At 36.7% G+C, this 12,340-nt stretch carries 9 protein-coding genes and 4 tRNA genes; 11 read left to right on the top strand and 2 right to left on the bottom strand.

All coding sequences use genetic code 11. The features are described from left to right. The first annotated feature begins 180 nt into the window (after positions 1-180). Together dnaB and WAE64_RS17790 are read left to right on the top strand one after the other, a co-directional pair. A complete protein-coding gene (gene dnaB / locus WAE64_RS17795) occupies positions 181-1,803 on the top strand; it encodes a replicative DNA helicase (RefSeq protein ID WP_340238897.1) in 1,623 nt (540 codons plus the stop codon). 161 nt (positions 1,804-1,964) lie between these two features. After that, positions 1,965-3,146 carry a carboxypeptidase-like regulatory domain-containing protein gene (locus WAE64_RS17790; RefSeq protein WP_340238895.1) on the top strand — a complete coding sequence of 394 codons (1,182 nt, stop codon included), beginning with the start codon at positions 1,965-1,967 and terminating at the stop codon, positions 3,144-3,146. 67 nt (positions 3,147-3,213) lie between these two features. On the opposite strand, the gene rlmD is transcribed toward WAE64_RS17790, so the two are convergent. Next, positions 3,214-4,626 (bottom strand): 23S rRNA (uracil(1939)-C(5))-methyltransferase RlmD, encoded by a 1,413-nt coding sequence (gene rlmD / locus WAE64_RS17785; protein ID WP_340238894.1) that lies wholly within the window; start codon positions 4,624-4,626, stop codon positions 3,214-3,216. 139 nt (positions 4,627-4,765) lie between these two features. On the opposite strand from rlmD, the gene WAE64_RS17780 reads away from it, so the two are divergent. Next, positions 4,766-6,964: a T9SS type B sorting domain-containing protein gene (locus WAE64_RS17780; RefSeq protein WP_340238893.1), complete on the top strand. Its 2,199-nt coding sequence runs from the start codon at positions 4,766-4,768 to the stop codon at positions 6,962-6,964. A 3-nt stretch (positions 6,965-6,967) separates the two neighbouring features. Here WAE64_RS17780 and WAE64_RS17775 read toward each other — a convergent pair whose 3' ends face one another. Further along, positions 6,968-7,705: an SH3 domain-containing protein gene (locus tag WAE64_RS17775; protein WP_340238892.1), complete on the bottom strand. Its 738-nt coding sequence runs from the start codon at positions 7,703-7,705 to the stop codon at positions 6,968-6,970. Positions 7,706-7,834: 129 nt separating this feature from the next. On the opposite strand from WAE64_RS17775, the gene WAE64_RS17770 reads away from it, so the two are divergent. The 8 genes from WAE64_RS17770 (at position 7,835) to WAE64_RS17735 (ending at position 12,250) form a co-directional block, all read left to right on the top strand. Then, a tRNA-Lys gene (locus WAE64_RS17770) sits at positions 7,835-7,907 on the top strand. A gap of 52 nt (positions 7,908-7,959) precedes the next feature. Further along, positions 7,960-8,032: transfer RNA gene (locus WAE64_RS17765), tRNA-Lys, on the top strand. 52 nt (positions 8,033-8,084) lie between these two features. Continuing rightward, a tRNA-Lys gene (locus tag WAE64_RS17760) sits at positions 8,085-8,157 on the top strand. Between the two features lie 50 nt (positions 8,158-8,207). Further along, positions 8,208-8,280 (top strand) — tRNA-Lys (locus WAE64_RS17755). Between the two features lie 204 nt (positions 8,281-8,484). Beyond that, the gene (locus WAE64_RS17750) at positions 8,485-8,844 is read left to right on the top strand and encodes a VOC family protein (RefSeq protein ID WP_340238890.1); all 360 of its coding nucleotides are present in this window, start codon (positions 8,485-8,487) and stop codon (positions 8,842-8,844) included. A 132-nt stretch (positions 8,845-8,976) separates the two neighbouring features. Continuing rightward, complete coding sequence (locus WAE64_RS17745; RefSeq protein ID WP_340238888.1) at positions 8,977-9,435, top strand: MarR family winged helix-turn-helix transcriptional regulator; 459 nt, start codon at positions 8,977-8,979, stop codon at positions 9,433-9,435. 151 nt (positions 9,436-9,586) lie between these two features. Further along, entirely contained in the window at positions 9,587-10,606 is a 1,020-nt protein-coding gene (locus WAE64_RS17740; protein WP_340238886.1) for a bestrophin family protein, read from the top strand. Positions 10,607-10,660: 54 nt separating this feature from the next. Then, on the top strand, positions 10,661-12,250 hold the full coding sequence (locus WAE64_RS17735) for a Na+/H+ antiporter (RefSeq protein WP_340238884.1): 1,590 nt from the start codon (positions 10,661-10,663) through the stop codon (positions 12,248-12,250). Positions 12,251-12,340 lie beyond the last annotated feature (90 nt).

Genomic DNA, 12,340 nt, shown 5'->3' with positions numbered 1-12,340 from the left:
AAATGCGTTTTCAGTTCAAAAATCAAAAATTATTCACAAAATCAAATGTTTTTTCCACAAAAAATTACTGTACTTAAAATTAAATATTGATAATCAATCGTTTATCTTTAGAATGCAATTGTCTCGAAATAAGGCTTTGTTTTTTGAGAAAGTATTTTTTCTTAACATTGCATTAATATTATGGAACAAAAATACTCAAATAATCAATCAAACAGAAACCAGAATCAAAGAGGTTTCGGAAAAAATCTTTTCTTGGAAACCATTAAGAGTGATTCGGGCAAGCTTCCACCTCAAGCAACTGAGCTAGAGGAAGCCGTTTTGGGGGCATTGATGATTGAGAAAGATGCGCTAACTACTGTAGTTGATATTTTACAACCAGGCAGTTTTTACAGAGAGTCGCACCAGCGAATCTATAACGCTATCTTAGTACTTTTTGGTAAATCAGAGCCAATTGATTTATTAACTGTTACTTCGCAACTAAGAAGCCTGGGCGAGCTTGAATTTGTAGGCGGTGCACAGTATCTGGCAAGATTAACCAGTAAAGTTAACTCTGCTGCTAATATAGAATGGCACGCCCGTATTATTTCGCAGGCAGCAATTAAAAGAGATATGATTCGCGTTGCCGGAGATATTCTGCGTGATGCCTTTGAAGATACTACCGATGTATTTAACCTGCTTGATAGAACCGAGCAAACTTTTTTTGAGATTTCAGAGCGAAATATCAGAAAAAGTTATGCCGATGCTAGTTCAATTATGCGGGCCACCATTGAAGAGTTAGAGAAAAAGAAAGATAATAAAGATGGGCTTACTGGTGTAGCTAGTGGTTTTACCGAACTTGACCGTATTACCAGTGGTTGGCAAAATACTGAGTTAACCATTATTGCGGCACGTCCGGCTATGGGGAAAACAGCGTTTGTCGTTTCAGCCATGCGTAATGCTGCAGTAGAGTGGAATACCCCTGTTGCTATCTTCTCATTAGAGATGTCTTCAACACAGCTTATGCTTCGTATGATTTCTGCCGAGGCAGAGATTGATAGTGAAAAACTGCGTAAAGGCTCTTTAGAGAGCCATGAATGGCAACAGTTACATTCAAAGATAGATAGGCTATCAAAAGCACCAATATATATTGATGATACTCCTGCCTTATCTGTGCTTGAATTACGTGCTAAGTGTCGTCGTTTGAAAGCGCAATTTGATATAGGACTCATCATTATTGACTACTTACAGTTAATGACAGCCGAAGTAGGTGGCGGAAAGTCAGGTAACCGTGAACAGGAAATCGCTACAATTTCGAGGTCCCTGAAAAACCTTGCAAAAGAAATAAATGTACCCGTGATAGCACTATCTCAGTTGAGCCGTGCTGTTGAAACCCGTGGAGGCGATAAACGTCCACAACTTTCCGACTTACGTGAATCGGGTTCTATTGAGCAAGATGCCGATATGGTAATGTTTCTTTATAGACCTGAATACTATAAAATTACACAAGATGAAAACGGTAACCCAACAGCCGGAGTTGGTGAGGTAATTATAGCCAAAAACCGTAGTGGTACCGTTGATACCGTAAGGCTTAAATTTATTGGTAAATATACCAAATTTACTGACCTTGATGGCTTCTATACCCCAATTCAAGAAGGTTTTTCTGATTTCAATGCGCCTAAGCCATTCCCGACCACCAATTCTTTAGAGAACTTTGAACAAGGTGGAGCTCCTCCTAATCCTGCCGGTGGTGGTGGTGCTATGACATTCGGAAGTAAGGCTAATCAGGCACGTAATCTTGATAACAACGAAGAGTATCCATTCTAACGCATTCTAGCGTTTTATTAGAATATTGTGCATCACTCAGGCCATCGTCTGAGTGTTTTTTTTTGTTAAAACTCAAAAAAACCTTAAATAATAATATTTTTTGTCGATAAAAGTATAATTTTGCTTCAATTACAATGCCTCTTGAGGCTTACTTTACTTAAATGAAAGCAAAATATTACATTTTTTTTGTTCTTCTGCTTAGTTCTTTCTACGGGATTGCTCAGAAAAACTATTGGACAATTAGCGGCATTGTTGTAGAAGATAAGAAGACTCCAATTCAGTCGGCAAACGTTTTTATTAATAATACTTCTATAGGTGCTAGTACTACAGAGAAAGGCAATTTTCAGCTTAATGTACCAGCTTACTTCTCTCAGGCTGAATTAATTATCTCGGTTGTTGGCTTTAAAACTCTGAAACGAAAAATAAATTATTCGTCAGAAGTACAAGTATTTAAATTTCAGCTAGAAAAATCTGATTTGCCAAATGATGCTATATCAACTGCAATACAAGATAAAGATTGGCCAGAGAAATGGAAAATTTTTGAAACAGTGTTATTGGGTGATTCAAAATTTGCCAAAGATTGTAAAATCCTAAATGCTAAAGTTGTAAAATTAGAATATGACAAAGACAAAAAACTGAAAGCAAGCGCGAAAGAGCCAATTCTAATTAAAAATGCTGCTCTTGGATATAAAATTCTTCTACAGTTAGATAAGTTTGAGACCGATGGAGTAAAAACAACTTTATCAGGCCTTAAGTATTTTGAGAAAATTGATACAGCTAATGTGTCGATTAATACCAGATGGGAAAAGAATCAGAGGTATGTATTTAATGAATCGTTTAGAAGTTTTCTTTTAGCACTTTCGCTTAACAAATTAGCCGAGAATGATTATGCGGTATTTAAAATAGTAGATACCAAACTTTTGGATAATAAGCAAACAAGCGTAGCCAGCGAGGTAAAAGCAGGTACATTGATACCTATGGATACTACGAGTATATGCGCTTTTGATAAAGATGTTGAAAGTTTTGTTTTGCAGTCTGAATATCCGCTTCTGGTTTTTATGAAAAAGCGTTATCAGGATAAACCTTTTTTTTCCGATTACCCATACAAATTTGCTCAAATAGTTTTACCTAAAGGCTATGTAGCATTTTCTGAAAATGGTTTACTGAATCGTTCAAGCAATATAGTTCTGAAAGACCACTGGAGTTTTCGAGGCGTGGCTAATATGTTACCCGAAGATTTTGATATTGTAGGCTTGATAAAAGAAACAAGCGATGCAGCGCAAATAGATAAGCTAGATGTAGAAGCACCGAAAAAATTGAGTAGATTAAAGAGAAATCGGTAGACGCAATTAATAAATAATGGCGCCACCATTTAACCGGAGGCGCCATTGCTATAAAAACTCTTCAAAATTAAGCCTCTTTCAGCTCTAATTTTACGATATTTTCAACATGATGTGTATGTGGGAACATATCAACAGGCTGAACGGCCACAATATTATATTTCTGGCTCAGAATCGATAAATCACGGGCTTGTGTAGCCGGATTACAACTCACATATACAATTCTTTTAGGTGCAACCTCTAAAATAGTATTTGTTACAGGTTCGTCCATGCCTGCTCTTGGCGGGTCAGTAATAATTACATCTGGTTTGCCTTTTTGTTCAATAAACTCCTGTGTAAGAAACTTACGCATATCTCCGGCAAAAAACTCTGTGTTGTTTATCCCATTCACTTGCGAGTTGATTTTTGCATCTTCAACGGCATCTTCAACGTATTCAATTCCAATTACTTTTTTTGCTTTTTTAGCAACAAAATTGGCAATTGTTCCTGTTCCGGTATATAAATCATATAAAAGTTCGTCGCCTTTTAAATCAGCATATTCACGTGTGAGTTTATACAATTCAAAAGCCTGCTCTGAGTTTGTCTGATAAAAAGATTTCGGTCTGATTCTGAAAATCAAATCCTCCATTTTTTCTTCAATGTAAGGCTTGCCGCTGTAAGTATGCACCTCCAAATCATAAAAAGTATCGTTTCTTTTCTGGTTAAGTACATAGTTTAGTGAGCTTATTTCCGGAAAATTGCTCTTTAAATGACTCATTACTGCTTCAATGGCCTCTTCATTGTTTTGTGCAAACTGCACCATCACCATCAGGTCACCAGTTGATGAAGTGCGAATCATTACGTTTCTTAAAAAGCCTTGATGCGCAATGTGGTCATAGTAAGTATATTGATTTTTATTGGCAAAATCCCTTAATGCCAATCTTATCTGATTCGATGGGTCTTTTTGCAAATAGCATTTTTCAATAGGTAGTACTTTTTCAAAACGTTTAGGTACGTGAAAACCCAAAGCATTTTTATCTAAATCTTCTCCAAGACTAGCCTCTTCTCGTGTAAACCAACGGCTATTCGAAAAAGTGTATTCTAATTTATTACGATAAAATTGTACATTTTCTGAGCCCAGAATAGGATTTATTGTAGGTAAATCTAATTTTCCGATTCTATGTAATTGATCGTTTACTTGCTGCCATTTCAAGTCAAGTTGTTTCTCATAGGGTACATGTTGCCATTTACAACCTCCACAAACACCAAAATGCTGGCAGAAAGGATCAATCCTCAATGGTGATGGCTCTAATAATTCAAGCACATTGGCCTCAGCGTAGTTTTTCTTTCTGTTGTTTACCCAGAGTTTTACTTTATCACCCGGCGAAACATTGCTCCCTTCAATAAAAATTATTTGTCCGTTGTGCCTTGCAAAACATTTTCCTTCTGCTGCAAAATTTTCTACTTCAATGTTTTCAATAACGAATGTTTTGTTTTTGGCCATTTTTTTAAGGGTCAGTTCTGTCTATTTTTCTGCAAAAATATTTAACTTAGTTCTAACATCAAAATCCAACCTTTCATTAATGAATTACGTCTTATAAATATAGCAATACTCGCCCGTAAGACACTATACCCATTAGCCTATGAGAAAGTATTTTTACTTTGTATTTTTTCTTGCCTTATCTTTTAAATCTTTTGCTACGCATATAGTAGGTGGTGAAATAGAATTGATACAGTTGAAAAATCCTTCGCCGGGTATGACACATGAGGTTATACTGAATTTATACTTCGATGCTATTAACGGAGATGCTGCAGCAGAAGATATTTCATTGACCTTAACATTTATCCAGAAAAGTACTTTAGGAAGGGTAGGCGAGGCTACTTGTCAGAGAGTTTCCCGTGATTTTATAAAGTACATAGACCCTACTTGCTCAAAAGGCGATTTAAAGACTATGTTAATCAAATACCGTGCAGTTGTAAATCTTACCGCTGCTTTTTTCTCTGATCCCGCCGGTTATGCTATTGTTTGGGAAAGATGCTGCCGAAACGTAATAATTACAAATATTGCAAAACCCGGTGATGCCGGAATGGTATTTTATACCGAATTCCCGCCAATAACTACCGCTAACAGTACGCCTCATTTTAAGGATGTTGTTGCTGATTACCTTTGTATTAACCAGAATTTTGAGATGGATTTTAGCGCAAGTGATGCAGACGGCGATAGCTTGACTTATGAGTTGATTACGCCGTGGGCAGGTTATTCGAGCCGAACTGTAACGAATCCTGTAAGCATTGGCCGAAGCAGTTATCCGCTTACTACTTGGGCTGATGGTATCTCTTTAAGTAATGTAATACCCGGCGAATCGCCCTTAGAGATTCACCCTACAAGAGGTATATTGTATGTAAGACCTAATAAACTTGGCCTGTATGTGTTTTCGGTAATGGTGAAGGAATATAGAAAAGGGAAAATGATAGGGCTAACAAAACGAGATTTTCAATTAAAAGTAGTTGAGTGCCCTATAAACTTGCCACCACAGGTAATGGTGAAAAATCAGAACTCTTCGGTGTTTTTTAATGAGAATGAGGTAGTTAATATTAAGAAAGGTGACAAGCGATGTTTTGATATTTTATATCTTGACCCCGACATTAACCAGAAAATCACTATTACGGCCAGAGGTGTAAACTTTGATGCACAAAAAATAAAGCTACCTGCTGTGTCAAATGTTGTTGTGCAAAATGCTGATACCTTACGAAGCACCTTTTGTCTGGACGATTGTGTTATAACCAATAACAACCAGCCTGCCGAGTTTATAATAAGTGTCAGCGATAATGGTTGTCCTGTTCCGCAAATAAGACATTACCGAATGAGAATAAATTTTGAAGACGCTGTAAATAATAGGCCAATTGTTTCTACTTCTTTGACAGATATACCAACCGTAATGTATGGCGACACGTTGGAGTTTACAGTCTTTGGAAAAGATATAGACTTAGATACTTTGTCGTTGACAAGTGCCGGTAGAGGTTTTGCACTTAGTAATCTGGGTTTTTCGTTTACTCCGCAAAGTGGTGTGGGTAGTGTTCAATCAACACTAAAATTTATTCCAAATTGTGCAGCCGTTCTTGAGAAACAGATTTTGCTTGATTTTGTAGCCCGAGACCAGCGATGTGGCGTAAGTAGTCAGTCTGCTTATACGCTCCCTATAGCAGTGCGCTCACAACCCAACAATGCGCCTAGAGTTCTGACTAGTTTGTCTGATAATACAGTTGAGGTTATTCTGTCACCTACAGAACCTACAGAAATAAGCTTTGAAGTAGATGCTTCTGACAGTGACAACGAACGAATAGAGTTAATAGGTATTCCTGATGGATTTGACTTTACAAATGCTATGATGACTTTTGAAAACAAGGAAGGCATCGGCAATGTTGGTAGTAGGTTTATCTGGGCACCTGTATGTAGTATATTAAATGGGCAGGATTCTAAAGAATTTGTGGTTAATTTTCGTACACAAGATAAAGCCTGTGAACAGAAGCAAGATACGGTAAGTGTTAAGTTTTTACTCAAGAATAACTTAGCACCTGCAAACCCACTGGCGCAATATAATACTTTTACCCCCAATGAAGATGGCATAAACGATTATTTTAACTTTGGCGATATTCCTGAGAATAATTGCAACAGGCAATTTGTAAGGTTTGAAGTTTTTAATAGATACGGCAAGCCAATATTTACTACGTCAGATAGAAATTTCAAATGGAGTGGTGATAAGGAACCTACAGGTGAGTATCTCTATATTTTACACTTCACCGACGAAGTTTTCAAAGGCATCATTCATTTGATCCGCTAATATTTAATTTATTAGCAAAATATCATTTCGTTTTAAATAACAGAATTTGCCTTCCCAAAGAACCTGATACCAAATGTCTTCTGAATTAATAACATTCAGGCGATGGCCTTCGCTTATATCTCCGACAATATGCGACCCTGCCGATGGATAATCTCTTAAATAAACATGTTCGTTTTTAATGATTACCGTTCTGTAATTATTTGGCAGGTTGATGAGTATCGATAAGAAAATCAGGTATAGTAAAAATATTACTTTATGATGCGTAGGTGTAAATTGGTTGCTGGTTCGCTTAATAATAAATACAGCAAACACGTATATACCAACCAGCAGAAACCCCATCCAGACGTAAATAGAATATTGCCTGAAATAGTATAAGAAATAGTTTAGGTCATTTTTCTCATAGCCTTTGTAACCATTCTCAGTTGCTATCGTATATATTTTTTCGAAAACTCTTTCATCCGCAAATCGGAACGAGTATAGGTTCAGGTAATAAAGTTCTTTAACAAAGTCGCCTTTGTTTTCATAAATATTGGCGAGCTTTAAATAAATTTTAGGATTAAAATTTGGCGTTGAAACCAGAATTTTCTCGTAGAGGTCGGCCGCTTCATCAAATTTTTTCTGTTTAAATAAAGAATCTGCCGATAAATACAATTTTCTTTGTGCTTGACTATCAGACACTTGTAGAGAAAATGCAGATATAAGAAGAAAAATTTTCAGAAATTTCAGAAAGCTTGTTTGCATAATAATATCAAAAAGTATAATTTTGCACCTCGATTAAGGAACATAGCAAGACCAAAAGGCTCTTGAGAAAGCAAAAATAGTAAAAATAATTTTCCTTTTGTTTCTTAATTCTGATTTGATAGTTTAAAAGATTCCGTAGCTCAGTTGGTAGAGCAATACACTTTTAATGTATGGGTCCTGGGTTCGAGTCCCAGCGGGATCACAGAAAGTAAGCAATTTTTTGTTTTCATTTAAGATTAAAATATTTAGAGTAAGATTCCGTAGCTCAGTTGGTAGAGCAATACACTTTTAATGTATGGGTCCTGGGTTCGAGTCCCAGCGGGATCACAGAAAGTAAGCAATTTTTTGTTTTCATTTAAGATTAAAATATTTAGAGTAAGATTCCGTAGCTCAGTTGGTAGAGCAATACACTTTTAATGTATGGGTCCTGGGTTCGAGTCCCAGCGGGATCACAAACGTATATAAACCTTTATTCTTCTTTTAGAGTAGATACTGAAAAGAAGATTCCGTAGCTCAGCTGGTAGAGCAATACACTTTTAATGTATGGGTCCTGGGTTCGAGTCCCAGCGGGATCACAAAGACGCCTCAACAAATGTTGAGGTTTTTTTTGTGCCAATATGGGCAGAATGAGCAATAGACCTTCCATTATAGTAATTCGCATTTCCGTTTTCTTACACAAATATTCCCATCATTTTATTTGTTTAAATAAAGAAATTTAAAAAATATTATATTTTTTGTTGCCGTGTATATTATATTTGCGACAACAAAAATAATATAAAATGAGAAGATTAGATTTTGCATCACTGCAAGTAAAAAATTTAGAAGCATCAAAGGAGTTTTATGAAAAAAAATTAGGGTTTGAAATTGGTAATACAAACCCGCAAGCCTGTGTTTTTAAGTACAATCAAGGAGAGGCAAGTTTTGCTATTCGTACACCTCTTGAGCCACTTGAAGGGAAAGAATTGGGGATTGGAATAGCAATTTGGTTTTCTGTTGACGAAAATGTCGATGAATTGAAAGCGAAATTTATTGCAAATGGAATAAGCACCGCTGGGCCTATCCTTGAAACGCCTTTCGGTAGGGCATTCCATGTAAAAGACCTTGACGGTTATAAACTTACTTTTTTGGAGACAAAGTGAAATAAGATTACATTAGAGTTTAAAACGAATAAGGATTTAAGAAGCGTATCTTTGAGAATTCTTATTCGTAATATTCCCTTAATTGAGAGTATTCATCATTACTTTGATGAATTTAAATGCTTAAATATACCTATGTCTAAAGAAATTGATTTTCATTTTAAAAATCCAAACGATAGTCCGGGTTATCTGCTGGGGCAAGTAACTATGCTTTGGCAACGAAAACAAAAGAAGGTTTTAGATCCTTTAGATCTTACACAAACACAATTTGTTTTGTTGGCGGCATTAGCTTGGCTTTCAAAAAAAAGTGATACAGTTACTCAAGTAGATATTGCCAACCAAAGCAATGCTGATAGAATGATGGTATCAAAAGTATTACGAACATTAGAAGATAAAGGATTTATAACACGTCAAGAACACAAAACAGACACAAGAGCAAAAATAATTCGTCTGACAACTAATGGTGAGGTTGTTTTACAAAAAGCAATTATAGTAGTTGAAAACGCTGATTTAGAGTTTTTTGCAACAATAGCCACCGAACTTTCTTCATTCAACAAAAACATGGTGAAGCTTATTGCTAAGAACAATGAGTAGGACTCTAAAGTATCAGGGGCAATCAATCTGACGTAATGTTTGTATTATCATACCTCAAAATTTCTCATTTGCGCATTGAATAAGCTTTAGCAATTATAGCAAGTGTCAAAAGTTTAATTAAATTTGGGAATCTAACCTAATTCAAGCGTATATGATTGCTCGGAAAAACACTTCTTTTATTGGCATAATGTATTTTGCAGGCCATCACCTAATATGGTTAGGCTTATATATGGGGCTCATTACGGTGTTGTATAAAGTTGCCGGCTGGACCAAATTATCGATACCCTGGCTACCGGTTTCACTCATTGGTACGGCTGTAGCTTTTTATCTGGGCTTTAAAAGTAGCCAATCGTATGATAGAACATGGGAGGCTCGTAAAATATGGGGCGCCATAGTAAATAGCAGCAGAAGCTGGGGAAGTTTGGTAAATGCTTATATCAGCAACAGTAACCAAACTCCGGCAGAAATTCATGCAATCAAATCAAGGTTAATTTACAGACATATCGGCTGGTTATATACCTTAAGAGAACAACTTCTTGTACCTACCCCTTGGGAACACGTAAGCCTGAAAGGCCAATTTGGGAAGGTAAATGTTCAGCGAAGAGAGAAGTTTGGTGTAGGCCTATTTACAGATTACCTGACAGAAAGGCAAAAAAGAAGATATTTTGCTGATGTTGAGCAATTGAATGGTGCGGTAAATAAAGCCACGCAAATAATACGTATACAGGCGCAGGATTTAGCTGCACAAGAAGAGAATGGCAACCTTGCTGTTTTAAAGCATATCGAAATGCAGAAAATACTGAATTGCTTTTACGATGAACAAGGCAAAGCAGAGCGTATTAAGCGGTTCCCTTTTCCGAGGCAATATGCCAACATGAGTTTTATTTTTACTTGCATCTTTATTTTTCTGCTTCCGTTTGGCATTGTTGGCGAGTTTGCCAAACTTGGTGGTTTTAGTGTTTGGCTCACTATCCCGGTTGGTATGTTAGCAGGCTGGATATACATTGTTATGGAGTTAGTAGGTGACTATTCCGAAAACCCTTTTGAGGGGCTGAGCACCGATATTCCAATGCTTTCGATGTGTAGAACCATTGAAATTGATTTACTTCAAATGCTGGGTGAAACAGAGATTCCTGCACCTATACAAGCTAAACATGATATTTTGCTTTAGCCCATAAGCGTATATTTTAAATCCCATAAGTAGAAATCATAAACAAATCCTCTTATGCATAGCGTTTTGCCCTTTTTTCTGGCTATGATAGCGGCCATTGTATTCTTGCAAATGTTGGCCAACAAACTGAAAGTTGCTTACCCAATATTATTAGTGATAGCCGGTTTGGCTGTTAGTTTTATACCTGGCTTACCTCACTTACAAGTAGACCCTGACCTGATATTTTTTATATTTCTACCTCCATTGCTTTTTGAGGCCTCCTGGTCTATTTCGTTCAAAGAAATGAAAAAGTGGTGGCGTATCATTACCAGTTTTGCTTTTCTGGTTGTGTTTTTTACAGCTTTGTCAGTAGCAGTTGTTACAAATCATATAATTCCCGGATTCACCATCGCTCTAGGTTTTTTACTTGGTGGAATTGTATCTCCACCCGATGCTGTAAGTACAGGTGCAATTACCAAGTTTGTAAAAATATCAAAATCTACCTCAGCAATTCTGGAAGGCGAAAGTTTATTAAATGATGCATCTTCGTTAATCATATTTCGTTTTGCATTAGTTGCCGTAGGCACCGGACAATTTATATGGCAGGAAGCCGCCACAAGTTTTTTATGGATGGTAATAGGTGGCGCAGGCATTGGTTTATTACTAGGCTGGATTTTTGTTCAGGCACATAAACGTTTACCAACCGATGCGCCATCAGATATTGCGCTTACGATCATTGAGCCTTATTTTATGTATTGGGCGGCTGAGCAATTACACAGTTCGGGGGTTCTGGCTGTTGTAAGCGGTGGTTTGTTTATGTCAACACGCAGATTACTATTTTTGAATAGCTCTAGCCGAATCAAGGGTTACAGTGTTTGGGAAAGTTTTGTATTTATTCTGAATGGCATTGTGTTTTTGATAATTGGCCTCGAACTCCCTGAAATTGTTGAGGGGCTGCGTTCAAAAGGCATCGCTTTAAATACTGCTATTGGTTATGGTATATTGGTAACCGGGATTTTGATACTGGCTCGCATAATAAGTTCTTACATAGCAATGTTGGCCACACTCATTTTCAGACCAAGTGTGGCACCTCGTGCTTCTTCCGGAAAAGTTCGTATGCTAATGCCTCTTTTATTGGGTTGGACTGGTATGCGAGGAGTAGTTTCATTGGCTGCCGCATTAGCTATACCTGTTACGCTTGATAATGGTACCGAATTTCCTCAAAGAAACCTTATTTTATTCATCACTTTTGTTGTTATATTACTTACATTATTGGTGCAAGGTCTTACTTTACCTTATTTTATAAAACGGAGCAAGTTGTTTGATGTTATTACAGAAGGCCAAGACCCAGAGCATATTGCTCAGCAAAAATTAAGGCAAGGCTTACGAGAACATACTTACCAGTTTTTGAAAAGTAAAACTGAAAGTGAATTACACGGTCATGTTGTTGTACAAAAATTATTACAACAATGGGAAGAAAAATCTAAGGATACAGATGATTGGATGAATAAAAAAACAATAATGCTGCTTTTTGAAATGCTCGAAAGCCAGCGGCAATATTGCGTAACACTTAATAAAGACCCTAAATTTGATGAAGAAATTATTCGTCAGCAATTGTATTTGCTCGACCTTGAAGAGGAGCGTTTGAGAATGAAGCTGAAGTAATTAACTGAAAAGTCTTCTAAAACAAAAACATGAGTCATCCCGAATTTTGCAAGAATGCATAATTCATAAAATTATTCAAGCAATTGGAGA

It is taken from the genome of Emticicia soli, assembly GCF_037860775.1.
Lineage (GTDB): Bacteria > Bacteroidota > Bacteroidia > Cytophagales > Spirosomataceae > Emticicia > Emticicia soli.
Note: the sequence above shows the minus strand (reverse complement) of the source record. Positions and strands in the feature narration are given on the sequence as shown.

Excerpts from the sequence above, each read along its gene's own strand:
- dnaB (WP_340238897.1), top strand. The coding sequence starts at position 181 with ATGGAACAAAAATACTCAAATAATCAATCAAACAGAAACCAGAATCAA.
- WAE64_RS17740 (WP_340238886.1), top strand. The coding sequence starts at position 9,587 with ATGATTGCTCGGAAAAACACTTCTTTTATTGGCATAATGTATTTTGCA.
- WAE64_RS17735 (WP_340238884.1), top strand. The coding sequence starts at position 10,661 with ATGCATAGCGTTTTGCCCTTTTTTCTGGCTATGATAGCGGCCATTGTA.
- WAE64_RS17750 (WP_340238890.1), top strand. The coding sequence starts at position 8,485 with ATGAGAAGATTAGATTTTGCATCACTGCAAGTAAAAAATTTAGAAGCA.
- rlmD (WP_340238894.1), bottom strand. The coding sequence starts at position 4,626 with ATGGCCAAAAACAAAACATTCGTTATTGAAAACATTGAAGTAGAAAAT.
- WAE64_RS17775 (WP_340238892.1), bottom strand. The coding sequence starts at position 7,705 with ATGCAAACAAGCTTTCTGAAATTTCTGAAAATTTTTCTTCTTATATCT.
- WAE64_RS17780 (WP_340238893.1), top strand. The coding sequence starts at position 4,766 with ATGAGAAAGTATTTTTACTTTGTATTTTTTCTTGCCTTATCTTTTAAA.
- WAE64_RS17745 (WP_340238888.1), top strand. The coding sequence starts at position 8,977 with ATGTCTAAAGAAATTGATTTTCATTTTAAAAATCCAAACGATAGTCCG.
- WAE64_RS17790 (WP_340238895.1), top strand. The coding sequence starts at position 1,965 with ATGAAAGCAAAATATTACATTTTTTTTGTTCTTCTGCTTAGTTCTTTC.